The organism is Ihuprevotella massiliensis (genome assembly GCA_900095835.1).
Taxonomy (GTDB): Bacteria; Bacteroidota; Bacteroidia; order Bacteroidales; family Bacteroidaceae; genus Alloprevotella; species Alloprevotella massiliensis.
Map to the genome: position 1 here is coordinate 348,650 of LT608321.1, position 24,913 is coordinate 373,562.

General features: G+C 43.4%; 25 protein-coding genes. 13 read left to right on the forward strand and 12 right to left on the reverse strand.

The features are described 5' to 3' along the window. Nucleotide 1: 1 nt before the first annotated feature. The 7 genes from BQ2633_RS01565 to BQ2633_RS01595 form a co-directional block, all read right to left on the reverse strand. The gene (locus BQ2633_RS01565) at nt 2–253 is read right to left on the reverse strand and encodes a hypothetical protein (protein WP_075564715.1); all 252 of its coding nucleotides are present in this window, start codon (nt 251–253) and stop codon (nt 2–4) included. Next, the gene (locus BQ2633_RS01570) at nt 250–1,323 is read right to left on the reverse strand and encodes a 3-methyl-2-oxobutanoate dehydrogenase subunit VorB (RefSeq protein ID WP_075564716.1); all 1,074 of its coding nucleotides are present in this window, start codon (nt 1,321–1,323) and stop codon (nt 250–252) included. Before BQ2633_RS01570 ends, BQ2633_RS01565 begins: the two co-directional genes overlap by 4 nt. Nucleotides 1,324–1,510: 187 nt before the next feature. Next, nucleotides 1,511–1,741 carry a 4Fe-4S binding protein gene (locus BQ2633_RS01575; protein ID WP_075564717.1) on the reverse strand — a complete coding sequence of 77 codons (231 nt, stop codon included), beginning with the start codon at nt 1,739–1,741 and terminating at the stop codon, nt 1,511–1,513. A gap of 13 nt (nt 1,742–1,754) precedes the next feature. Continuing rightward, the gene (locus BQ2633_RS01580; protein WP_075564718.1) at nt 1,755–2,027 is read right to left on the reverse strand and encodes a hypothetical protein; all 273 of its coding nucleotides are present in this window, start codon (nt 2,025–2,027) and stop codon (nt 1,755–1,757) included. A gap of 293 nt (nt 2,028–2,320) precedes the next feature. Then, complete coding sequence (locus BQ2633_RS01585; protein WP_075564719.1) at nt 2,321–3,991, reverse strand: Gfo/Idh/MocA family protein; 1,671 nt, start codon at nt 3,989–3,991, stop codon at nt 2,321–2,323. A 29-nt stretch (nt 3,992–4,020) separates the two neighbouring features. After that, nucleotides 4,021–4,896: a hypothetical protein gene (locus tag BQ2633_RS01590; RefSeq protein ID WP_075564720.1), complete on the reverse strand. Its 876-nt coding sequence runs from the start codon at nt 4,894–4,896 to the stop codon at nt 4,021–4,023. A gap of 26 nt (nt 4,897–4,922) precedes the next feature. Further along, entirely contained in the window at nt 4,923–5,942 is a 1,020-nt protein-coding gene (locus tag BQ2633_RS01595; protein ID WP_075564721.1) for a branched-chain amino acid aminotransferase, read from the reverse strand. A 1,100-nt stretch (nt 5,943–7,042) separates the two neighbouring features. Here BQ2633_RS01595 and BQ2633_RS01600 point away from each other — a divergent pair. The 5 genes from BQ2633_RS01600 (at nt 7,043) to BQ2633_RS01620 (ending at nt 9,421) form a co-directional block, all read left to right on the forward strand. After that, the gene (locus tag BQ2633_RS01600; protein ID WP_141700106.1) at nt 7,043–7,414 is read left to right on the forward strand and encodes a hypothetical protein; all 372 of its coding nucleotides are present in this window, start codon (nt 7,043–7,045) and stop codon (nt 7,412–7,414) included. Nucleotides 7,415–7,552: 138 nt separating this feature from the next. Next, nucleotides 7,553–7,876 carry a hypothetical protein gene (locus BQ2633_RS01605; RefSeq protein ID WP_075564723.1) on the forward strand — a complete coding sequence of 108 codons (324 nt, stop codon included), beginning with the start codon at nt 7,553–7,555 and terminating at the stop codon, nt 7,874–7,876. 74 nt (nt 7,877–7,950) lie between these two features. Further along, nucleotides 7,951–8,859 (forward strand): hypothetical protein, encoded by a 909-nt coding sequence (locus tag BQ2633_RS01610; protein ID WP_075564724.1) that lies wholly within the window; start codon nt 7,951–7,953, stop codon nt 8,857–8,859. A gap of 11 nt (nt 8,860–8,870) precedes the next feature. After that, nucleotides 8,871–9,107 (forward strand): hypothetical protein, encoded by a 237-nt coding sequence (locus BQ2633_RS01615; protein ID WP_075564725.1) that lies wholly within the window; start codon nt 8,871–8,873, stop codon nt 9,105–9,107. 53 nt (nt 9,108–9,160) lie between these two features. Beyond that, nucleotides 9,161–9,421 (forward strand): DUF5053 domain-containing protein, encoded by a 261-nt coding sequence (locus tag BQ2633_RS01620; protein ID WP_075564726.1) that lies wholly within the window; start codon nt 9,161–9,163, stop codon nt 9,419–9,421. Between the two features lie 245 nt (nt 9,422–9,666). Here the strand turns inward: BQ2633_RS01620 and BQ2633_RS01625 are convergent, their stop codons facing one another. After that, nucleotides 9,667–10,584, reverse strand: coding sequence for a ribonuclease Z (locus BQ2633_RS01625; protein WP_075564727.1), 918 nt, complete (start codon nt 10,582–10,584; stop codon nt 9,667–9,669). Nucleotides 10,585–10,620: 36 nt separating this feature from the next. Then, nucleotides 10,621–11,556, reverse strand: coding sequence for a hypothetical protein (locus BQ2633_RS01630; RefSeq protein ID WP_083233894.1), 936 nt, complete (start codon nt 11,554–11,556; stop codon nt 10,621–10,623). Between the two features lie 118 nt (nt 11,557–11,674). On the opposite strand from BQ2633_RS01630, the gene BQ2633_RS01635 reads away from it, so the two are divergent. The 7 genes from BQ2633_RS01635 to BQ2633_RS01665 all read left to right on the forward strand — a co-directional run bounded on the left by BQ2633_RS01635 (nt 11,675) and on the right by BQ2633_RS01665 (nt 21,473). Then, entirely contained in the window at nt 11,675–12,985 is a 1,311-nt protein-coding gene (locus tag BQ2633_RS01635) for a M64 family metallopeptidase (RefSeq protein WP_075564728.1), read from the forward strand. A 302-nt stretch (nt 12,986–13,287) separates the two neighbouring features. Then, nucleotides 13,288–15,774 (forward strand): FtsK/SpoIIIE family DNA translocase, encoded by a 2,487-nt coding sequence (locus tag BQ2633_RS01640; protein ID WP_346047950.1) that lies wholly within the window; start codon nt 13,288–13,290, stop codon nt 15,772–15,774. Between the two features lie 34 nt (nt 15,775–15,808). Beyond that, nucleotides 15,809–16,408, forward strand: coding sequence for an outer membrane lipoprotein periplasmic chaperone LolA1 (lolA1, locus tag BQ2633_RS01645; RefSeq protein WP_075564730.1), 600 nt, complete (start codon nt 15,809–15,811; stop codon nt 16,406–16,408). 112 nt (nt 16,409–16,520) lie between these two features. Continuing rightward, nucleotides 16,521–17,459 carry a thioredoxin-disulfide reductase gene (gene trxB / locus BQ2633_RS01650; RefSeq protein ID WP_075564731.1) on the forward strand — a complete coding sequence of 313 codons (939 nt, stop codon included), beginning with the start codon at nt 16,521–16,523 and terminating at the stop codon, nt 17,457–17,459. A 405-nt stretch (nt 17,460–17,864) separates the two neighbouring features. Further along, nucleotides 17,865–19,142 carry a serine--tRNA ligase gene (serS, locus tag BQ2633_RS01655; protein ID WP_075564732.1) on the forward strand — a complete coding sequence of 426 codons (1,278 nt, stop codon included), beginning with the start codon at nt 17,865–17,867 and terminating at the stop codon, nt 19,140–19,142. A 78-nt stretch (nt 19,143–19,220) separates the two neighbouring features. Beyond that, the gene (gene gdhA, locus BQ2633_RS01660; protein ID WP_075564733.1) at nt 19,221–20,558 is read left to right on the forward strand and encodes an NADP-specific glutamate dehydrogenase; all 1,338 of its coding nucleotides are present in this window, start codon (nt 19,221–19,223) and stop codon (nt 20,556–20,558) included. 306 nt (nt 20,559–20,864) lie between these two features. Beyond that, the gene (locus BQ2633_RS01665; RefSeq protein ID WP_075564734.1) at nt 20,865–21,473 is read left to right on the forward strand and encodes a formate/nitrite transporter family protein; all 609 of its coding nucleotides are present in this window, start codon (nt 20,865–20,867) and stop codon (nt 21,471–21,473) included. A gap of 165 nt (nt 21,474–21,638) precedes the next feature. Here the strand turns inward: BQ2633_RS01665 and BQ2633_RS01670 are convergent, their stop codons facing one another. Next, nucleotides 21,639–22,643 (reverse strand): YitT family protein, encoded by a 1,005-nt coding sequence (locus tag BQ2633_RS01670; RefSeq protein WP_083233895.1) that lies wholly within the window; start codon nt 22,641–22,643, stop codon nt 21,639–21,641. A gap of 203 nt (nt 22,644–22,846) precedes the next feature. On the opposite strand from BQ2633_RS01670, the gene BQ2633_RS01675 reads away from it, so the two are divergent. Next, nucleotides 22,847–23,641 (forward strand): DNA/RNA non-specific endonuclease, encoded by a 795-nt coding sequence (locus BQ2633_RS01675; RefSeq protein WP_075567128.1) that lies wholly within the window; start codon nt 22,847–22,849, stop codon nt 23,639–23,641. A 91-nt stretch (nt 23,642–23,732) separates the two neighbouring features. On the opposite strand, the gene BQ2633_RS01680 is transcribed toward BQ2633_RS01675, so the two are convergent. Then, a complete protein-coding gene (locus BQ2633_RS01680; RefSeq protein ID WP_075564735.1) occupies nt 23,733–24,071 on the reverse strand; it encodes a translation initiation factor in 339 nt (112 codons plus the stop codon). A 51-nt stretch (nt 24,072–24,122) separates the two neighbouring features. Further along, a complete protein-coding gene (locus tag BQ2633_RS01685) occupies nt 24,123–24,662 on the reverse strand; it encodes a M48 family metallopeptidase (protein ID WP_075564736.1) in 540 nt (179 codons plus the stop codon). Nucleotides 24,663–24,913: the final 251 nt, after the last annotated feature.

Genomic DNA, 24,913 nt, shown 5'->3' on the forward strand with positions numbered 1-24,913 from the left:
GTTATAACTTGTTGAAGATTCCTGGCATTCGAAACATCGCTTCCACCATTTTGATGAGAACAGCAACAACTGCAATGCCATAACTAATCAGTAGTCCGCGCTCTCCAGATTTGAAGTACAGCACTCCAACGATAGATACCAAAGCTAAAGCAATGAAAATGCTGTTTAACCAGTTGCGTATGATTAAAATTCTGCGCTGACGTTTCTTCTCTCGTTGTTCGTCACTTTGCGTTTGTCGAGAAGTTGTATTCATAACATTGTTTTGAGTTTGTCCAAAATCTCACTAGGACTTGGCACAATCCCGCCGAGACGACCGTAATGTTCTACGGGAACGCGTCCTTCTACGGTGTAGCGCACATCAAAAACCATTTGTCCTGCATTGATTTCCACGGTCAAAATGCCTTTGACCTTGTCAGCCATCTCCAAGATTTGCTTCTTAGGGAATGGCCACAACGTGATGGGACGCAACAATTGCACCTCAATGCCTTCAGCCTTTGCCAAATCTACCACTTTTTGAGAGATTCGCGCAGCAGATCCAAAGGCTACAATGCCTAAAACGGGATTTTCACTACCGGTGAGTTCGTAGCGCACTTCCTTTTCTTCAATTTCGCGATACTTAGCTTGCAAGTGAAGATTGTGTTTCTCCATGATTTCTGGAACGAGCTCCACGGAGGTAATCACGTTAGGCTTGCGGTTTTTGCAACCTGTTGTAGCCCAAGGGTAGCGTTTTACAATCTCTTCATCCGACAAACGTTCTTTCTGAGGTTGCAATTCCACTTTTTCCATCATTTGTCCGATGACACCATCGGCCAACATGATTACTGGAGTGCGATAGCGGAACGCGAGTTCAAAACCTAGGTCTACGAAATCTGCCATCTCCTGCACACTGTTGGGCGCAAGGACAATGAGTTCGTAGTCACCATTACCGCCACCGCGAGTAGCTTGATTGTAGTCACTTTGAGAAGGTTGAATAGTTCCCAAACCAGGGCCACCACGCTGAACATTAACGATGAGGCAGGGCACTTCTGCACCAGCCATATAACTAATGCCCTCTTGCATCAAAGCAATACCGACACTTGCAGATGAAGTCATCACTTTCTTTCCGCAACCACCAGCACCATAGAGCATATTGATGCTAGCCACTTCACTTTCTGCTTGAAGCACAACCATACCGGTCGTCTTCCAGGGCTGAAGTTCTGCAAAGGTTTCAAGCACCTCACTCTGTGGAGTGATTGGGTAGCCAAAATACGCATCGCAGCCACAGCGTACAGCTGCATAAGCAAGGGCTTCATTGCCTTTTAGAAGTAATATCTCTTTTTCCATAAGGAGATTATCAAAAGAAATTGAGGAAATAATCGAAATAATTATTTGAGACGAGGCTCACATAGGAGATCTCATTACAAATTCAGATTCCAGCAAAGGAATCTTATGAAATACTCATTGGTTAATTACTTCGACAGGAACCTTACTACAGTTTATCAAATAGAACTGTGTAGGAAGAATACAGAGATTACGACTCGCGCAATCGGTAAACGACGATGCAACCATCTGGGCAAACAGTGGCACATGCAGTGCAACCAATGCAAGCTTCTGCATTGATATCTTCGCAGTATGCGTATCCACGATGGTTCACGGCTGTTTTGCAGAGAGCCAATGTCTGCGTGGGACAAGCCACTACGCAGAGATTGCAGCCTTTACATCGTTCGGTGTCGATGACGACAGCACCTCTCATTTTGGCCATATCAGTAGAGTTTTTAAGGATTTAAATTGTCTTTGTAGTAAAAGTCGTATATGTCGGTTATCATGTTTAGCATTTCAGCCGCCTCCCCATGAGGAGCTAGTTCGTCTGCTTGTAGGAAATATCCTTTAGCTTTATGCCAATCTGCTTGTTTTGCCGCCAATAAACCTTCGAGAAAGAGACGTTCACTTTGAGCCATCGAATCAGCAGGAACAGAATCAAGTGCAGCTCTTGCCGCTACCCAATCGTGCTGCTCTATCAAAGTTTTAATGTCATTGGCTTTGTTCATGATATTGCAAAGATACAACTTTATCAATAAAGCACCATTTTCATCAAGTGTTTTTTGTGGGGTTTCTCGTTAATTTATGGCAAGTGTTTTCAGCTTTGTCGTTCGTACACGATAATTATGACGTTTGTACTCTCAACCTACCCTTTAAAGTTACACAGCAAATCACATATCAAGCCATCCCCCTCCAGTTTTAGTAGTAACAGTACCCCCCCTGAGAATAAAGAAACACCAAAGCAAGGATGTCTATCCTACTTTGGTGTTTGAGATTGTGACCTATATTAAAAGATATAGGTTTACTTAGTCATTGCAGCTTTTTTCACCGCTACTTGCATCACATTGAGAGCTTTCACTTTGGCTGTTGCAAATGCTTTCTGAGCTTTTGCCTTGGCATCTGCATTGGGAGCCTTGGCGATTGCATCGTAAAGATTCCACAATTTGAGCTTAGCTGTCTGCTCCTTTTGAGCAGTTGTAGCAGCTGCTGCAATAGCGTCTACTTTTTCTTCATCAGTGGTATTATAAGCATGCTTATAACCCTTTTGTTCATTCCATTGACCACGAGTAAAGTCAGGGAAAGCTACAGCTGCACAATTATTGTCCATTGACAATGTGCCGAGTTCAGCCAAGCAACTCCATTCTGCAAGGTCATAAACATCCATGTCAAGAGGCAAACCGTTTTGGAGACAATAAACCAAACGTGCATCCATCATGAAGTCCATACCACCATGGCCCATTTCTCTACCAGCTTCGCCATATTTCTTGATAATGGGGTGCTCATACTTTTCTTCAAGTTTCTTCGCTTCTGCATCGGGCAAGAAGCCATGACTACTGAGATTGTCAATCTTGGGAGAAACACCACTTTCTTGAAGTTGCTTGCTATCAAGAGCAAACTTAGGTTGTGGATACTTAGTTGCATATCCCTTAGTACCCGTCAACTTGAAGAGGCGATTGTATGGCTGAGGGTTCATTACATTGTGTTGAATCTCTACAACCTTCCCATTTGCCGTACGCATCAACGTAGTTGTATGGTCACCATTACGATAATCGTTGCAAGGCTCTCCAGTGGCTTTCTCCATGTATTCCTTACCATGCACAGACTTAGTATCCATTGCTGTTAATACAGTGAAACGGTCACCACGGTGGATATCAAGACATTGAGCTACGGGACCGAGGCCATGGGTTGCATAGACGTCACCACGATTCTTGCTGTTGTAAGCCATACGCCAGCCAACCTTCTTTGACAAAGAATCGGATGGGTTGTGCCAATAGTGTCCCCAGAAGTCGTCAAGATTGTGGATGTAAGCACCTTCTGCACGCAACACCTCACCGAACACACCATTTTGTGCCATGTTGAGGGCGTTGAGTTCATAGTAGTCATAGCAGCAGTTTTCAAGAATCATGCAGTGTTTCTGAGTCTTCTCAGAAAGATCTACCAACTGCCAGCATTCATCAAGGTTCATAGCTGAAGGAACTTCAACAGCAGCATGTTTGCCATTTTCCATTGCACATTTAGCTACGGGGAAATGGTGATCCCAGTCTGTTGCAATGTACACGAGATCTACATCTGAACGCTTGCAAAGTTCCTCATAGCCCTTTTCACCAGAGTATATGTCAGCAGGAGGAAGTCCTTTGGCACGAAGGTATTTCTGACAAGCTTCAGCACGATTTGCTTCATAGTCACAGAGAGCCACTATTTGTACTCCTGGTATGTGAGTAAAACGATTAACAGCGCCTGGACCACGCATACCAAGACCAACAAAAGCCACACGCACAGTTTGCAAACGAGGAGTTGCAAGGTTAAGCACAGACTTTTGTCCTGCAGCACGGGCGGGAGTTTGAGTTACAATTGTACCTTTTTCCCATTTCCAGTTACTGGGGTCAGAATACTTTGAAGTAGATTGTGCAACTGCACTGCTCGCAAAAAGAACAAGCGCACATGTTGCCACCAGAAAACTTTTAATTTTCATTTTGTTGATGCTTTATTTAGGTAGAAGAGTTATTTTTCCAATGTAATAGCTGAAGAACCAATCATTTGCCCATCGCAGAAAACATGTACACTATACTTTCCAGCAGAGAGGAACTCATTTGAAGTTCCTACAACGAGAGATACATGTTGTTCCTCGCCTGTGTATTCTACAGATTTTGTAGCTGAGCTTTCCAGCGTACGGTTTTCATAAGTGAAACTACTTCCACCTCCAATGACGGATCCATTGGGGTTCATCAAACGAACATATATAGTTCTATTACCAGTAGCGGCGGTCACATTTCGATTGATGGTAAATGAGACCATGAATCGCTCAATGTCTTTAGACTTCTTGGCTTGTTTACCACTACGCTTCTGTGGGGTAATGCTAATACCAGACGCATTGAGTTGAGCAGCAATAGCCACTTTATCATTAAGTTTGGCTCGCTCTTGGTCTAGCGATGAAATCATGGTGTTTGCGTCATTCAACTGACTTCGAGCTACATCACGTTCATTCGTAAGACGACCATTTTCTCGCTGCAAAGAGTCTACCTGAATAACAAATGATCTCAATACAGCACGCACTGTTTCAAGCTCTTTTTTGAGACGCTTAATCTCAGCTGCATCTGTAGACTTCACGCGTTTTAGTTCCTCAAGCAAACTCTTGGTTCGTTCTTGTTCACGACCTAGCTGACTGAGGAGAGAGTCATCTTTGATACCTTTCTTCAGTTCATCATATTGCAAAGCAAACTGTTGATACTGATTTTCCATCTCGCGACGATCCATGTCTGCAAGTTGGCGCAATTCTTCAAGCTCTTTGTCTCTTTGTTTATCTTTTTCACTACGGCAACTACCAAGAGAGAAAGAGGAAGCGACAACAAGACCTGCAATAAGGAGTAATTGCTTCATAAATACTTTGGATTGAACAGGTAATATTAGTCTATAACTGTTACCCAGCCATGGGTATCTGCTTCGATACCATATTGGATATTGCGGAGCTTTGTGTAGAGTTGAGTCGAAACAGGTCCTGGTTCACCATTTTCAGTAAATACATAGCTCTTTCCCATTTCGGGGTCATCGATGCGAGCGATAGGGCTAATAACAGCAGCAGTACCACAAGCACCAGCCTCTTCAAACGTAGCTAGTTCTTCTTCCGGTATAGGTCTAACCTCAACTTTTAAGCCTAAATCTAAAGCCAATTGTTGTAGACTCTTATTAGTAATGGAGGGAAGAATAGAAGAAGACTTTGGAGTGATGTAGGTATTTTCCTTAATACCAAAGAAATTAGCCGCACCACATTCATCTATATACTTTTTCTCTTTAGCATCTAGATAGAATTCCGCAGAGTATCCAGCATCATGAGCCCATTTGCTTGCACGCAAACTAGCGGCATAGTTTCCTCCCACTTTGAAAGTACCTGTTCCATGGGGGGCTGCTCGGTCAAACTCACGTGTAATCACGAAATTCGTAGCTGCAAATCCACCTTTGAAATAAGGCCCTACTGGAGTAACAAAAATAATAAAGAGGTACTCTTCAGCTGGTTTCACACCTACCTGGGCACCTGTACCAATAAGCAGTGGACGAATGTATAAGGCTGCTCCACTTTCATAAGGAGGAACAAAGCGTTCATTGAGCTTAACCACCTTTTTTACCATTTCCACGAACTTCTCTGTGGGCATTTCTGGCATGAGAATACCGCGAGAAGTGCTTTGCATACGAGTTGCATTGTCCTCAATGCGAAAAATACGGATTTTTCCATCAGGACAGCGAAAAGCTTTCTGACCTTCAAAAGATTCCTGACCATAGTGCAAGCAAGTCGCAGCCATATGGAGATTGATCGTTTCTGAAGAAGACACTTCAATTTCACCCCATTCGCCATTTCTGTAATAGCAACGCACATTGTAGTCCGTAGGAATATATCCGAAAGGCAAATTCGCCCAATCAATTTCTGTCATAATTGGTATTCTTTTTGGTTGTATGATTAACAATTATATTGTGCATTTTCAGGCTACAAACTCAGAAATCCTACAATGATAGTCTGTGTCAGCCCTCAAATCCTTCGCAAAGATACATATTATCCACCAATTTTGCGCAACAGACATTCGTTTTTTGCATCGTAAAGTATAATTTTCATATATAACTATGATCACTAAGGACACAAGGCTCACTCCATGTTCCTTTGTACTGATTTTGCACGCTGCTTGCTATTTTCAGAACATCCATTAGACTATCTTTGTCTGCGACGCTCACCTCAAGGTGCTGTACCATAGTGCAGCCTGTTAAGGAGAAGACAACTTGCTCTCAACGTTCATTTTCTTGTTGGCTTCTTTTTTTCTCGATTGTGCCCGACGTCACACAATATCGCAACAACAAATGAAAACAAACTGCTTAACAATTAAACGATTTCCGTTCAAGTACTAATTACCGATTGGAGCAATAAGTAACCGCACATGCTTCGCGCTTTCATCCATAGCGATATAGCTATTTTTACAATTCCAGCCCTCTCATTTAACGCCCAAATTCGAAGTCAGAAAAAGTTGCTGGGAATTATGCCATTCTCAGAGGGTTTGAAAATTGAGAGTTGGGGAGCCTTTTTCAGGTATTGTGCACGTTTTCTGGTAATCTGAGCTTGTTTGAGAAGAAATGCCGTGTTGTTTCATAAAAAACAACACGGCGTTCGTTCTATTTCAAGGGAGATTTTTCAAATTATGTCCGACGAAATTTTTATTTCATCCGAGAAAATTGAAAAAAAGTCCGACAAAATCGGGAAAAGTTCGAGAATTCGTGCTAGATTTGTTGGGCGAATGATTTTGAGCTCACGTAGCATACATTCTTTTCTTCCTAGTTTATTCAAAATTCTGACCAAAACTTGCCCTCTGTTTTAACACTCAAACCTGTGTATTTGGTTAATAATTCATTTTCCATAATAATGAGTGCATCACCTTCCAGTCGAAGTCTTCAAGAAAAACGTATAGTGATGAGAAGACATGGCATTTCATCTTTAGAAGAACGCGTAGTTATAGTTCACAGCAGAGTCTATATGCTCTTATAGGGATTGCCGTATGACCTGATCGACTGCATGCAGGTGTGTGCTGAAGAGGGGATGACGGTGCCGAACTTGCATCACTTCTTGACGCTGCTGCTGCCTACGGAACGTCAGGTGAGGGGGATGGTGAGGGCTACGCCTCGCGGTGTGGACTGTGGTGAACTTCCAGAGAATCCTAATGAGTCGTTCTGTGGGCTAAGGCAGAACATCGACAGTCCGATTTCTCGCTTTGCTCGCTATCGTAAGCGTAGCCGTGCGATCGATGAGATGTGTGAGGCTGGTCTGCTGGAGGATGCTCTGCCTGAGGAACTGATGGAGGATGATGATATGGAGGATGATGACTTTGGCGATGATGGATTCGATGGGGCTGAGAATGCTTGATGACTGAGATTTCTGCGCCACTTGTTTTTTGTGACTGGTGGCGCAGATTTTTGTATGAAGATTTGGCGGGATGTGATTTTGTTTTTATTTTTGTGGTGAGAATGATTCAAAATTATTGACTCTCTAAAACATTGGATTATGGCTATTTTTATTCTTTTGATGTTGGGTCTCGCTCTGGCTCTAGGCTACTTTGCATTGTGGGCGACTTTTTGGGTGGTCTTGTTTGTGGTTGAGTTCGTCAAATTTGGTCACAGAGACTTGGCTTATCGTCGTGCTGAAAAGCATCATCCTGGCATCTATGCTCGCTTGCAGCGGACGCTTGATCTGCGAGAAGCGGAATGGAAAAGGAAAGAGGCTTATAAGAAGTGGAGCGCTGAAAGGATGAAGTCTATCTACAGAAGAGAACTAGAAGCGAGTTATCACCGCACAGCTGCTGCATGGGCTGCCTTGGGCAGCTCCTAGCGAAAAGTTGTCATTTTCTATTCTCCCCTAAAGTCGTATCTTTGGTGTCAAAACCATAGATACGATTTTTTTGTATGACAGAGAAAGATACTTTTATCCTCGAGCTGCAAGTGAATGGCTCGCAGGCAATGCAACAACTCGATGAGCTGCGCAAGCATGTGGCAGATCTGCAGGAGAAAAAAGCGAAGGCTCAACAGACGCTCGCTAGCATCTTTGCCACGGATGAGATGAAAAGGCAAGCCACGGCTGAACTGAAAGCCATCAACAAGGAACTGAAGGAGAAGGAGCGGGAGCTGAAAGCGAATGTGAACCGGATGGAAGCCTTGGAGATGGTGCTGCATCGTCTGGACAAGGCGACTCCGAAACAACTGCGCGACACAATCAAGGAAATCTACAAGACGCTGAACTCGGGGACAGTGGAGCGTGGGAGCGAGGAGTGGGATGCCTATATGCATGCTATCCGTGCGGCGAAGACTGAGCTCAAAAAGCTGAATGATGAGCAAAAGACTTTTGAGGAAGAGAAGGGTCCCATCGAGCGATTTCGGAAGATGGGTGAAAGATGGGTGGGGGCTGTGACGGTGGTGGGCACTGCAGTAAATGCGGTGATTGGTGCTGTGTCTGGTGCGATGTCTAAGATGCGTGAGTATGTGGATGAGTTTGCGGAGATGCAGGAGCACATGAGTGGCGTGGTGAAATATACTGGTCTGTCGGCGGATGCTGTGGATGATCTGAATGAGAGTTTTAAGGATTTGGACACGCGTACTCCTCGTGCTGCGCTCAATGACCTGGCAGCGGATGCTGGGCGACTGGGCATCCAGAGCAAGGAGGATGTGCTGGACTTCGTGGACGCTGCGAATCAAATCACGGTGGCTCTGGGTGAGGACTTGGGGGATGATGCTGTGAAAAACATAGGGAAAATCACTCAACTCTTTGCCACAGATCCTAGCGTGGGACTGAAGGAAGGGATGACCGATTTGGGATAAGACAAACATTCATGCAAAAGAACATGGGGAGATTTGCGCAGTACACAAATATATACTACCTTTGCAGCATACAAATAAAACAATCTCAATATGTCTCACCACGAACCGAGACAACTCGGAGTCTTACCACCGAAGAAGCTGAGCTTATCAAAGCCATCCGCCACTACAAAGCGGCTTACCCGAATGGCGCAAAGTCTCTCCTCCGCTATGCGCAAGAGCTCTTTGATAACCTCATTGTTCAGCAGTAAAAACCTCCTGCTTGTCCTCTGAAAGTGGCGAGCAACCTCTATCCCTCATCACAATGACAACGAACACTTTCGTACCCAAAGATCAACGCATACAAGATATGCGCACACGCTTTGATGATGTAGAAGATTTTATCAGCTGGCGAGAGATCGCCAATACTTATTTTCAACGTGGCTCTTCATGGTTTTATCACAAACTTAATGGACACGATGGGAATGGGAAACCGGACGGGTTTACGCCTGAAGAAGCTGAAACTCTCCGCAATGCTTTGATAGACATCGCTAATCGTCTTCGTCGTGCAGCTGATAGTATCTAATAGCTAAATCGTCCAAGATTTCGACCGTGACATCATTTTATTTGTACACCGCGCGCCTTGGTCGATGCGCGCAAAAAATCCCCTCGTGGTCTAATGGACTGCGAGGGGATATTGTTGTTGTGAAGAGATTGGCTTACTTTGGGGGTCGCTTGTCATAGAGTACGAAATCTATGACGGCTCGATTTGCTTAGTCTATCTTGTTGCGATCAAAACTGATGTATATATTTGCGGTTGTTTTACCTACACTAAATGGAGATTTTAAGTCCGTCTTTAGCAAGAGTTGTGTTAGGGAACAACTCTTGAGCCTCTTTCAAGAATACCTGTTCGTCATCATAACGCGCAGAAAAATGTCCTATAACCAAACGTCCCACCCCAGCAGATGAAGCAATAGACGCAGCTTGTCTAGCTGTACTATGATAGGTTTCTTTGGCTCTCTTTGCAGCATCCTCAACAAAAGTAGCTTCATGATACAATAAATCTACACTTTTAAGTTGCTTTGCCAACTGAGGTCTATAGATTGTATCTGAACAATAGGCATAACTTCTTGCTTTATCCGATGGAATCACCAACTTTTCGTGAGGCCATTCGCGCCCTTCATCGTCTATCCATCCAGCCCCTTCCTTAATAGAATTAATAGCATATACAGGAATCCGCAAATAATCCATCATGTCTTTACGTATATGGGGTAATGGTGCCTTTTCACGAAATAAGTAGCCGCAACATGGTACTCGATGCTTCAAAGGGATAGTTTCGACTGTCAATGTACGATCTTCATAAATTATTACCGCCTCTTTATGCGGTACTGCATGAAACACGACTTCGTACCCCATTCCACGACAAAAATAGTCAATTTGTGGACGCAACAACTTTTCTAAATCTTCCCCAGGGCTATAGATATGCAACTTTGAAGTACGCCCTAGTAAATCAAAAGTACTGAGAAGACCTATAAGCCCAAAACAGTGGTCTCCATGTAAATGAGAGATAAAGATATGATTAAGCCTTGAGAACTTAAGTTTCTGTTTACGCACTAACAGCTGTGTCCCTTCTGCACAATCTATCATAAAGAGTTTGTCACGTAAATCAACGACTTGCGATGTCGGAAAATGTTTTTGGGTCGGAAGTGCACTACCACAACCCAAGATGTGAAGATCAAACTTTTCCATGAAGACTACATATAATAAAAACTAACTATCAAGTTTCTAGCTAATAAACATCGTTTCAAAAACTTCTTCTCGATCCAAGGGGGCCTTAGCAATTTGCTCTATTTTGATTCCGAACTGAGACGCCGCCTGATGCAATTGTGCCGAAAAGACCGCTGCGACACTACCAACAAAATGCAGACCGAGTTCAGGACGATTATAAGCTAGAATGTTACGCGAGAAAAATTGAATAAATTCTTCTATAACCAATGCTTCAACACTAGGTTCATCCAAATGCTTAAACAAAAAGTGAGTAAACTGAGACATAAACCTATTAGGATTGGGTTCACGATAAACACGTTGTATTATCTCTGGAATGGATATCGGGTATTCGTCTCTAAACAAAGTACATACATTTTCGGGAAGTTGTCGTTTTAGAACATTAGACAAAAGATGTTTCCCTAATGATGTTCCACTCCCCTCATCACCAAGAATGTAACCCAAACTTGGAGTTGACTGTACAAATGCTTCGCCGTCATAAAGGGCACTTGCAGATCCAGTACCGAGAATGCACACTATGCCTTCATTTGTTCCACACAAAGCTCTAGCAGCACCCAACAAATCTGAAGCAACATATACATTTTGAACATTAAGCGACGTGGACAATAAATGCCGCATTCGTTCACATTGCTCAGGTCGACAACCAGACCCATAAAAGCTCAAACTATCAATCAAAGAATGTCCCGATGAAATCGAGGAATTCTTTAATCTAGATGCTACGTTTTCCGATTTCTTCAAAGAAAAATCTGCGACACCCTCTAAAAACAGCGACATTTTAGGACGCACCTCACTAACTAAGATTTCAATAATCTGAGTATCGTTCATCAGACTTGGATTTATACCGCGAGTTTGCCAGCGACACTGCTGCCCGGTATCCATGTTTTTAATCATCCAATCAGTTTTTGTAGAGCCGCTATCAGCTAAAAGTCGAATCATAGTTGTTATTTCTATCGTATTACCACAGCAAAAGTACAAAATATCCGACAAAAGCACCTTACATTTCCTAGGAAATCAGTAAATTCGCAGGAGTTTATCCTCAAATACTCTAGTCGTCATGCGTAAATTATTTTCCACTCTTTTCTTTCTCTCTGTTCTCGGGCTCAATGCTCAAACAGTAAAGAGTAATAGTAGTGATTTCTCGGATATATTCCAAGACTCAACTCTACGTGTCGACTATACATTTACTGGAACTCATAACTCTCAAGAAATAGCCTTGGATGAGCTCCATATAGGTAAAGGCTGGGCAGGACGCCGTGTCAATTTGACGACATTACCACTTGAAGGTAATGGACAGATTATTATGAAGGATAGCAAAAGTGGAAAAGTAATCTATAAAACCTCTTTCAGCACTTTATTTCAAGAATGGCAAACAAGCGAAGAGGCTACACAAGTGCGCAAATCGTTTGAAAATGTGTTTCAACTCCCTCTTCCTCGCCAAGATGCAAATGTAGAGGTCATACTTTTTAACACGCACAGAAACCCCATTTGTAAGTTTGAACACCAAATCAAGATTGACGACATTCTTATTCGCCCTTTACCCAGTCTCCCTACCAATCCTTACAAATATGTGCACAAAGGCGGAGACTCTGCAAATTGTATTGATGTCGCGATCGTTGCTGAAGGTTATACAGCTTCAGAGCAAACAACTTTTTATGCTGATGCACAACGAGCAGCAGATGAAATACTCAAATACAAACCTTTCAGCGATTACAAAGACTACTTCAATTTTGTGGCGGTTGCTGTACCAAGTAAAGAAAGTGGTGTTAGCATCCCACACAATCATGACTGGAAGCAAACTGCTTTAGGCTCTCATTTTGATACCTTTTATAGCAAACGATACCTTACAACGCTCAAAATCAAGACACTTAACAACGTACTTGCGGGTATTCCTTACGAGCATATCCTTATCTTAGCAAACACATCTAATTATGGAGGGGGTGGCATATACAATAGCTACACTCTTTCAGCAGCTCACAACGAGCATTTCCTCCCCGTAACAGTACATGAATTTGGTCATTCTTTTGGCGGACTTGCTGACGAGTATTTTTATGACGACCAATACACCAACTATTATCACCCTGATGTAGAACCTTGGGAGCCAAATATCACCACATTAGCACAGTTTTCTGCGAAATGGCAAGACATGCTTCCTAAGAAACGCCCAATTCCCACACCACTCAACGACACCCAAGATAGTGATACACAAAAAATAGGAGTTTATGAAGGTGGAGGATATATGTCGAAAGGAGTATATCGCGGTTTCCGTAATTGCCGAATGCGCACAAACGAAGTACCTGTATTCTGCGCCGTCTGCGAGCGAGCATTGCGCAACTTAATCAAGTTTTATCTTGAGCCACAACAATAACTTTGCGGTAGTCAAGTGCAGCGAGTCGAAATCCACTTTGACTTCGTAGTCCCCTGTGTGGGTGTCATTCTTATGGGATGGACGCTCAATTATATATCAACACTTCTTCTTGAAACGCTCCTACAAAAGAGACTTTTCAGACAATCTCATAACATTCAATGGCAAGAAACGCAGCAAGACCTAATCAAAAAAACTCCTCAAAAAAGACTCCCTCAAAGAGTAAGCAGCAGGAACTAAAAAGAGAGCTAAAAGAAATGTCGGGCATTAGCTCGCATAGTGACTATATTCGCTTTGCAGTAGGTATGTCTCTCGTCATTGTTAGTCTTTTCCTACTACTTGCTATTATATCTAATATCTTCACTGGAGGTGTTGACCAAGCTGGGGTAATGGCAGGAAACCTACCACACCCAGCTAACTACGCAGGACGACTTGGAGCATATACAGCTTACTACATCATGGGGCAACTGTTCGGTGTCTTTAGCATATTGTTACCCATCTTTCTTTTGGCGCTTGCCCTGAGAATCTTTATGCGCAAGGCTTGTCCCATACGTTTGTGGGTTCTTTATTTACATCTATCTATCATTATGGTGGTAGGTAGCGTAGATGCCAACTTCATTCAAGACAATCTTTTACCAGAGTCTTTCAAAAACCTCATATCCTTTGAGCTCGGAGGAATGCATGGTAAAGTTGTGTTAGGATGGCTCACTGACAACATAGGCACTATTGCCACAGGAGCCGTATTAGTCCTACTCACCATTTCCTATATTGGCTACTGGTTCACCCAAGTATTTATTGCCATTTTCAAAGGTATCCATAAGCTTGGACAATGGGTGCTTCCACAAAGAGATGATCAACTAGAAGAAGATTCAGATACCATCGAAGAGTGTGAAGAATCAACAGAGCCATTAGAAGTTGAAGTGACCACAAACATAGATACTATCGAATTAGAGTTAGAGGATGAATACAAGAAAGACGAAGTTCTCGTAGCCGATGATTTGCAACCAGGTCACTCACACGAATCTGATTTGCAAGACCCTGATAGTTCAAAAACGCTTGACCTTGGTACGGAACTTGCACATAATTCTGAAGATGATACTCATCTCACGTTGCCACAGGATTTAGGCACAGATGTACTTCACTCAACTTCTACAAGCAAAGAAACTAGCGTTGCAAGTACTCGTGGTGATGAAGTAGAGTTATCTGTTAATGCAACGCAAGAAGAAGAGACGACCCGCGCTTTAACAGCAGCAGAAGTGGAGAACCTCCCTCCCATTGACCCAAGAGCTGAACTCAGTCGTTACAAATTCCCTCCACTTTCTCTCCTTGAAAAGCATGACGCAGGGAATGTTGATATTGATATGGAGGAGCAACATGCCAATAAAAATCGCATTATTCAAGTTCTCGGCACTTTCGGAGTTAAAATTACTCAGATTTCTGCAACTGTAGGTCCCACCGTTACACTTTACGAAATCACTCCCGCACCTGGTATTCGTATATCTAAGATTAAGAACCTCGAAGAAGATATTGCTTTGTCCCTTGCAGCTATTGGCATTCGCATCATTGCTCCAATGCCTGGAAAGGGAACGATTGGTATTGAAGTACCTAATAAGAAGGCACAAATCGTTTCGATGGAGAGTATTCTCAAAAGTAAGAAATTCCAGGAGAGCTACTACGCACTTCCCATTGCACTCGGCAAGACCATCACCAACGAGATTTTCATGGTTGATTTGGCAAAGATGCCTCACCTCTTGGTGGCAGGTGCAACAGGTCAAGGTAAATCCGTTGGTTTGAATGCCATCATTTCTTCTCTGCTCTACAAGAAGCATCCAGCGGAACTGAAGTTGGTGATGATTGACCCCAAAAAGGTGGAGTTCTCTATGTACAACCCCATCATCAAACACTTCCTTGCACAAGTTCCTGATAGCGAAGAACCGGTCATCACTGATGTAAAGAAGGTGGTGCAGACGCTGATGAGTCTGACAAAGGAAATGGACGACCGCTACGAATTGCTTAAGGCAGCACGTTGCAAAAACCTCAAGGAATACAATGAGAAATTCCTTTCTCGCCGTCTAAATCCTAACAATGGTCACCACTTCTTGCCCTATATCGTAGTTATCATTGACGAGTTCGGTGATCTGATTATGACAGCGGGTAAAGACATTGAACTTCCCATTGCTCGTATTGCTCAGTTGGCGCGTGCTGTAGGCATTCATATGGTGATTGCCACCCAAAGTCCTCGTGCCACCATCATCACGGGTAAGATTAAAGCAAACTTCCCAGCTCGTATGGCATTCCGAGTTTCAGGACGTATTGAGAGCCAAACAATTCTTGACCGCACGGGGGCAAATAATCTTATTGGACGTGGCGATATGCTCTTCCTCACAGGTAGTGACGTCACACGTTTGCAGTGTGCCTTCATTGATACTCCAGAGATTGAAGCACTAACAGACTTCATAGCTCAACAGCAAGGCTACCCTTGTCCTTATGAACTCCCTCTAGTGGAAGAAAGCTCGGACAGTGGAAGCGAGTCTTATGGTGGGGGAGATGGTAGTACTTTTGAACAAGTAGCACGCTTCGTAGTTAGTACCCAACAAGGATCGACTTCGAAAATACAGCGAACTTTCAGCATCGGCTTTAACCGTGCAGGACGTCTCATGGACCAACTCGAAGAAGCTGGAATAGTCGGTCCAGTGAATGGCTCAAAGCCTAGAGAAGTCTATGTTCAATCTGAAATAGAACTACAACAAATCCTTGACCAACTTAAAGCTGCAGGAAAACGATTTGACTAAATTCCATATGACACTCTAGAAACTATTCAAACTTATGAAGCTACACTCTTTTCTTCTCCTTAGCGCATTTACAGCGATTAGCGCTGTAGCGCAAACTGCTAAATCTGTATTAGACAAAACTGCGAGTCAACTCAGCCGTGGCTGTGTTGTGGCAAATTTTACAGCACGCGGAGCTATGGGTAATAGCAATGGTAACATCACAGTACAAGGTAAAAAGTTTGTATTGACCTCTCCTCAAGCTCGTATTTGGTTTGATGGTAAGACTGAATGGTCACTTGCTCAAGGTTCTGGCGAAGTAAACGTAACGACACCTACGGCAGCTGAAATTGCAGGAATCAACCCTATCAATTTCATTTATTTGTACAAACAGGGTTACAATGCAACACTCGCCGACAAAGGTGCCGCTTATGAAGTGCATCTTACGACTAATAACAACCGCAGCTCAATTAAAGAGGCATATATAAGCATCAACAAGAGCACCCACAACCCACAAAACGTACGTATTCGCACAAATGCGTCTAGTTGGAGTACAATCAACATCACATCGCTTCAGAACGTAGGCAAAAAGAACGATTCTTTTTTCCGATTCAACTCTAAGGATTTCCCTAAAGTAGAAGTAATTGATTTGAGATAATCGCCTAATAAGGCCATTCGTTCAATCCGTAGCTTGTAGTGAGTACAGCGAAGGGTGTAAACAAAGCAAGAACTCTAGTAGACAATCTTTAATTTCTCAAAATAATATTTCAATGGAACAACTTCAAACTCTCATTCTTGGCAGTGGCCCTGCCGGTTACACAGCAGCTATTTATGCAGGTCGCTCAGGACTTAGCCCGGTAATTTACGAAGGTCTTCAGCCTGGAGGACAGCTAACACAAACAACTGAAGTAGACAATTTCCCTGGTTACCCCGAAGGAGTGGATGGTAATCAACTTATGGCGGACTTACGGAACCAAGCACTCCGCTTTGGTACGGAAATTCGCACTAAACACTGTGTAAAGGCAGACTTATCAAAACGACCTTTTACTTTGACTTTTGATGATGAAAGCCAGGTACAGACACAAACTTTAATCATTGCCACAGGAGCAAGTGCCAAATACCTCGGACTTCCCGACGAAGAGAAGTATAGAGGCCTCGGAGTATCAGCTTGCGCCACTTGCGACGGTTTCTTCTATCGTAAGAAAGTAGTAGCAGTCGTGGGCGGTGGTGACACTGCATGTGAAGAAGCCACCTACCTAGCTGGTTTAGCTTCTAAGGTATATCTCATTGTTCGTAAGCCTTTCTTGCGTGCTTCTAAGGCCATGCAAGACCGCGTCTTTGCTAATGAAAAAATTGAAGTGCTTTTCGAAACAAACACACTAGGCCTTTACGGAGAAGATGGTGTGGAAGGTGCTCACCTTGTACATCGCAAGGGAGAAGCAGACGAACGTACTTACGATCTCCCCATCGATGGTTTCTTCTTGGCCATCGGTCACAACCCCAACACGGAACTTTTCAAGGGTCAATTGGAAACAGACGAAGTTGGTTACCTCAAGACGGAAGGTCAAACTCCACGCACTAACATTGAGGGCGTCTTTGCCGCTGGTGACGTAGCCGACCCCCTCTATCGTCAAGCAATCACTGCAGCAGCAATGGGCTGCAAGGCAGCGATTGAAGTTAAGCAATTCTTGGATGAACATCCTCTCTAACTTTATTATATTAGTTCGTAAAAGGACCTAAGACTTACGTCCTCGTGTTTGTCTGTAAAAGAGCAAATACGAGGACGTTCCTTTTACTATATAATATCAGTTGGACACCTCCGTTTCATTACTTTAGATGCACCTTTCGCAAAAGAAAAAACGATTTTTTTATAGAGTGGATAATATCAATATGCAGCGCAAGAAAAGAGCAAAACGACAAGTATTTTGACAAAAAGCTTGCATACATTGCTGGTTAATACGCAGAATCAGTCCAATCGCTCGTAACTCCTCAATAACAGCTCCTATAAAAGCTACGATTATTCGGAAAATAAGCTAAAACTTTCTCGTACAGCTATGCGCTGTTCCAAAAATAGTTTGTAAATTTGCCCTATAATAAAATTCTCTATCGCAAATATGCTGACGATTAAACAAATCACTGACGATAAAGAAGCCGTGATCAGCGGCTTAGAAAAAAAGAACTTTTCTAACGCGCGTGCAGCTATTGATGCTGTCCTCGCTGCTGACAATAAACGCAAGACTGCACAAGGTGAACTTGATGCCGCTCTTGCAGAACAAAAGACACTCGCTAAAAGCATCGGTGCCTTGATGAAGGCAGGAAATATCGAAGAAGCCGAAGCTGCAAAAGCCAGAGTTGCAGAACTCAAGCAACGTAGTGCTGAACTTGAAGACGCCAAAAAAGAGGCTGAAGAAGAACGCACCAATGTCCTCTATACAATTCCCAATCTTCCCTACGACATCGTTCCAGAAGGTCGAACTGCAGAAGAAAATGAAGTAGTGAAAACAGGAGGAAACAGCACTGAATTACCCGAAAACCCACTCCCCCACTGGGAACTCGCTAAGAAGTATGATCTTATCGACTTCGACCTTGGTGTAAAGATTACAGGTGCTGGTTTCCCCGTCTATAAAGGTTTGGGAGCTCGTCTCCAACGTGCACTCATCAACTTCTTCTTAGACGAAGCTCGAGAGGCAGGATACACTGAAATCATGCCCCCAACAGTGGTAAATGCTGCTTCAGGATATGGCACAGGTCAATTGCCTGACAAAGAAGGCCAGATGTATCACTGTACGCTTGATGACCTTTATCTTATCCCAACAGCAGAAGTACCCGTTACAAACATCTATCGTGACGTAATCATTGAGGAGCGCGAACTTCCAATCAAGAATTGCGCATACACCCAATGCTTCCGTCGTGAAGCAGGTAGCTACGGTAAGGACGTTCGTGGTTTGAACCGTTTGCATGAATTCTCAAAAATCGAGATTGTACGCATTGATCGTCCAGAACATTCTCAACAAAGCCATGACGAAATGCTAGCTCATGTTGAAGGTTTGCTCCAAAAGCTAGAACTCCCCTATCGTATCCTCCGTCTTTGTGGTGGAGACATGAGCTTTACAGCCGCCCTCTGCTACGACTTCGAAGTTTATTCAGAAGCGCAAGGTCGTTGGTTGGAAGTTTCTTCGGTTTCTAATTTCGATAGTTACCAAGCTAATCGCTTGAAGTGTCGTTATCGCCGAGCAGAAGATAAGAAAATTGAACTTTGCCACACACTTAATGGTTCTGCATTAGCATTGCCACGCATTGTAGCAGCGTTGCTCGAAAACTTCCAAACAGAAGACGGCATTCGCATCCCCAAGGCTCTCCAACCTTACATGGGATGTGACATGATTCGATAATCAGCATCGACTATAACCCTAAGTCCGAGGAGTGGCGACACCCGCCACGTATCGGCAAGACTCTTAATACTTAAAGCCATGAACATTGACCTATTTATGCAGCAGCTTGAGGCTCGCCACCCTGGTGAGCAAGAATACTTGCAAGCTGTTCGCGAAGTATTGCTTAGCATTGGTGACATTTACGACCAACATCCAGAATGGGAACGTGCCTCCTTATTGGAGCGTTTGGTAGAACCCGAACGTATCATCACATTTCGTGTACCCTGGGTAGACGATCGTGGTAAGGTTCAAGTCAACATTGGCTACCGCGTACAATTTAATTCCGCCATTGGTCCCTACAAAGGTGGGTTGCGATTCCACGCATCGGTCAATCTCAGCATCCTCAAATTCTTGGGATTTGAGCAAACTTTCAAGAACGCTCTAACCACTCTTCCCATGGGTGGTGGCAAGGGAGGTTCTGACTTCTCACCACGCGGAAAGAGCGATGCAGAAATCATGCGTTTCTGCCAATCTTTCATGAACGAACTGTATCGTTACATTGGTCCTGAAGTAGACGTTCCTGCTGGTGACATTGGCGTTGGTGGTCGTGAAATCGGCTATCTCTTTGGTCAATACAAAAAGCTTACACGCGACTTCTCTGGTGTACTCACCGGTAAGAACCTTGAGTTCGGTGGAAGCCTCATTCGTCCTGAAGCTACAGGTTTCGGAGGGCTGTATTTTGTAAATGAAATGCTACAACGTGCAGGATACGAGCTCAAAGGAAAGACCGTCGCCATCTCTGGATTTGGCAATGTCGCTTGGGGGGCAGCAACTAAAGCCACTCAACTCGGTGCTAAAGTCGTGACCATTAGCGGACCTGATGGATATATTTATGATCCAGAAGGAATTAGTGGAGAAAAAATCGACTATATGCTCGAACTTCGCTCATCAGGCAATGATATCGTAGAACCCTATGCAGAAGAGTTCCCCACGGCTAAGTTTATTCCTGGAAAGCGTCCATGGGAAGTCAAAGTAGATATCGCTCTACCTTGTGCAACTCAAAACGAGCTTAACGGTGAAGATGCACAACACCTTGTAGACAATGGCGTGCTCTGTGTAGGTGAAATCTCTAATATGGGATGCACTCCAGAAGCAATCGACCTCTTCATTGAGAAGAAGATGCTGTTTGCTCCTGGTAAGGCAGTTAATGCCGGTGGTGTAGCAACATCTGGTCTGGAAATGAGCCAAAACGCTATGCACCTCTCCTGGAGTGAAGCAGATGTTGATGCTCGTTTACACCAAATTATGCACGGTATTCACCAACAATGCGTCAAATACGGTACCGATGAAAATGGTTATGTCAACTACGTCAAAGGAGCTAATGTCGCAGGCTTCATGAAAGTTGCAAAAGCTATGATGGCACAAGGTGTCGTATAATTTGAGAATTGCCGTTACTGTTTCTCTATCATTATACCAATAACGCATAGTCCATAAGTTGCTTACAAACATTATTGGTTGATAGTTCAACAGTCACAGCAATAAATTCTACAATATCCTTTGCGGATGGTAGTGAAATCAACACTATCATCCGCAATTTTGTGGAAATAATACGACACTTTCTATACATTTGGCTGTATTTTCAATCACCACAATAACTACAAATCCAAAGAAAATTCGTAATTTTGCTGCCGTTTGAACATAGGCAGCACATAATCTTTAACATACAACATACTATTACAAGTGATGCCCAAAACATTTGATCTTATTCGCCTTGCCATTGCTGCCGGTGTTGCTATCGGCCTAGCAGGCTATGTCTATCTCACCCTCCACGATTTAGCTGGTGCAGTTCTTTTTGCCTTTGGCCTTCTCACTATTGTGAGCTATCGTCTAAAGCTCTTTACAAGCGTGGCTGGCTTTATCCATCGCAATGAGTTTCCTCAACTAGCCCTAATTCTTGTTTGTAACATCATAGGATGTGGACTTGTTGCCCTACTCTCTCGAGCTGCAGCTCACCCCCTCTCTCCAACAGCAGAAGTTGTAATCGGAGAGCGACTTGCTAATGGAGCTTTGAATAGTGGATTGCTAGCGATAGGATGTGGCATCATCATGACTGTATCTGTAACATTTGCATATCGTGGTAAATTTCTACCACTACTCTTTGGTGTGCCTCTCTTCATCAAATGCGGATTCCCTCACTGCATGGCAGATGCTTTCTATCTAACTAGCTGTTCTCTGGATTTCTGGGGAAAGCATTGGCAAGAAATTAGCCTCTATTACCCCGCTATTGTTCTAGGTAACTTTGTTGGTTGCAATCTACCTCGCCTATTTCCTAAGCAAGACGACCTACATTGATAAAATCAGCAGGCAATAGTGACAAAGGGGTGACTTCAGATCACCCAGAACTTACAACAGACACTCATCAAAAAAACGATTCCTCCACTTGCAAAGCAGCAAATGGAGGAATCGTTTATATATTATTACACTCAGTAGCTTTGAGCTACCTTTAATTGAGAAGCACTATTCAAGGCGCATCGTGCCAGCATCTGGAAGTTCCTTCCAACGGAAACCGTATGTATCGTAAGCATCTGTAACGATGACAAAACAATTAGGTGCACGAAGCTTAATTCCTTCGGTGATGGCTGGGAGTTCTTTTTGACGAACTACCAGAAGAAGAATGTCTTTGTCACCACCACTATAAAGTCCTTTTGAGGGAGTCCATGTAGCAGTGCGGTCTAGTGTATGAAGAATCCACTCTCGCAGTCCCTCTCTGTCTTTACAATCACAGATGATATGCACAAGCTTTGTATCCTGGGTACCACTTACCACTGTAGCAATGGACCGAGTAATGGCAAACATTGTGATGAGCGAATAAAAAGAAAGCATCCAAGACTTGGCTTCTGCACTACCGATATTGAGTCCATATCCCATACCAATGACTAAAAGTCCCGAAAGTACGATGAGACCATCCACTGTCATCAAGGCATAAGAGAAACGCACACGAGTAAATTTGTGGATAATCATAGCAATGATGTCACTACCACCACTCGAAGCACTCTGTTTGATAACAAGTCCTGTACCTACTCCTACCAGAACACCACCAATAAGACTGCTGATAATTAGATCATTAGTTAAATCTAAGTGTCCACCTAACAGTTTAGTGGGGTCGAGAGTTTTCAAAGCCTCTACAGGATAGCTCCACTGCGTTAGAATATTCACCATTATTGGGAGTGTCACTGCTGCTACCAAAGTGCGCAACCCTAGCTTACCTCCTAGCACAAGAAGTGAGATGATGAGCAAAGGTATCTGAATACAAAGGGCAATAGTGCCAATTGGTGCTGCGGGAAAGATGGCGTGCAACACAATACTAATACCAAAAACTCCACCAGGCACTATGCCATAAGGGTTAATAAAGTAAACCAATCCTAATGCGGTAACTAAACACCCGAAAAGAATAAAGGGGACAGCACGAAGTGTCTCAGGCTGAGAGGCTTCTTTCCAAAGCCCACGAAGAGAAAAAGACATAAATTCCTATTGAGTTATTAGGTTTCATCAGCGAGGGGCAACTATTCTCAAGCACTCTTTTTTCAGAACGCTAAATGCTCCCCAACTATAATCGGGCACAAAAGTACTCGTTTTGCAGCAAAGCACAAAATTTAGAGCATATATATTTGCTTAAAACTAAGGAAGATTTACCTTTGCACTTGGTAAGCATAATCCATATCTTGATGAAAAGTTTTATCCTCTCTGTTCTCCTTATAACAAGCAGTGCTGCTACAGCGGTGTCGGTCCCATTGCCTTCACCTTCTTCTGCACCTAACAAGCAGCACATTCCTCTCGAACAACCCGTCAGACTACGTAATTGCCCAGAGCAAATCATCGTACACACAGGCTATCGATTATCCTTCAATCGCGAAACGCTGTGCCCAAATTGGGTAGCATGGGAACTAACTGCACAAGAAACCCAAGGCACTGCTCAGCGTTCTAATGATTTTCGCCCCGACCCTGCTGTTCCACTTCGTTATCAAGTCACCACTGATGATTACAAGCACAGCGGCTATGACAGAGGACACATGTGCCCCTCTGCCGATATGAAGTGGAGTCCTGCTGCCCAATCAGAATGTTTTTTCATGAGCAACATCTGTCCACAGCTACATAGTCTTAATGCTGGTGGCTGGGAAAAGCTAGAAAGCGCCTGTCGACGTTGGGCCAAACGTGAAGGTCAAATCTACATTGTCTGTGGGCCTATCTATAATACAGGAAGAAAAGTGCTACATATCGGTAAGCAACAGAAGATTCGCGTGCCCAATGCCTTCTTCAAAGTTGTGCTTTCTCTCAAAAAGGGCGAAGAAAAGGCGATTGGCTTCTATTATACCAATCGAGATGGTAAACAAAATATGTCGGACGCAGCTAAAAGTGTCGATGAAATCGAACAAATGACCGGCATGGACTTCTTCCCACAGCTCAACGATGCCTTAGAACGTCGTGTTGAAGCAAAATACTCACTCAACCAGTGGCATTAATGGTGGCTTTCCATCTTCTCAACAAATGGTGTATCAATGTGTGCCGTTAAACCATAGATTCTGAAAATGAACTTCTTAGTTCTCCCCTGCTTCACTTGGTTTGTGTATATCCCATAGCACGAAGTATTTCAATAACCCGTTGTTTGAAATCTCCTTGTACTAGCACTTCACCATCCTTCGCGCTGCCACCTACGCCACATTTGGACTTCAGGGATTTGCCTAACTCTTTTAGGTCGGTTTCACTACCTATAAATCCACTAACAATGGTCACGGTCTTCCCACCGCGACCGTTTTTTTCTATGCGTACACGCAGCTTTTGCTCTTTTGCCTCCAAAGTTTTCACTTCTTCTTCGGCATCCGTTTGGTAAACATAGTCTGCGGCAGTGCTAAATACCACCCCTAAACGATTTTTCCAATCATTATCTTTCATATGACTCACTATATCTAAATTCAAATACATCATATACGTAATAGGAACGCGCTACCTAGTACGTCCCAATGAACGCAAATTGCGTGCAAAGGTATTCATCTTTTTGTCCAAGACCTTTGATATACCTTTTGCTCCCCCTAAGATATTGTCCACTTCTGCCCAAAATCTGGGGCTATGGTTCAATTCTATCAAATGCGCCAATTCATGGCATACCACATAATCTACTAGTTCTCGTGGAGATAGCAACAACCAAACATTAAAATTGACGTTTCCAAGTGATGAACAGGACCCCCATCTGCTACTAACATCTTTGTAAGTGATGCGTTTTATACTGACTCCTGCTGCAGCTGCTCGTTCATGAATAATAGGAGTAATAAGCTGTTTACACTGAGTTCTCAGTATTTCTATGATGACCTTATTGAGCCATTCTTGTTTACTTGGCTGAGAGAAATCAAAATTGTTAGGTAACAAAAGAGTCACGTCCCCCTTTTTAGATTTCACTTGCGCCACCTCTTTTTGTGGTTGTAACTCTAAGGTCAGACGTAAGAGGTCTGTTTCTATCGAAAACTGTGGAGTGATATTAAAGCGCATATGAAGTGTAGTAGGGTTTACGTTGACCAAAGATACAACATCTCATGAAATAGAACAACGGCAAAACTAAAGACTTCGCTAATCTTTGTGAATCCACAATTTATATTTAGCTTCTCACATTGCATTATACGCAGACAAACCTTACTGTGGCCCTCAATAAATGAATCTTCGAAAGACTGTCACACCGACCGGAACGAGTGTTTCACAGATTTTCTCCGATCTTTTCTCGAAAATCTCCCACGAAATTACTT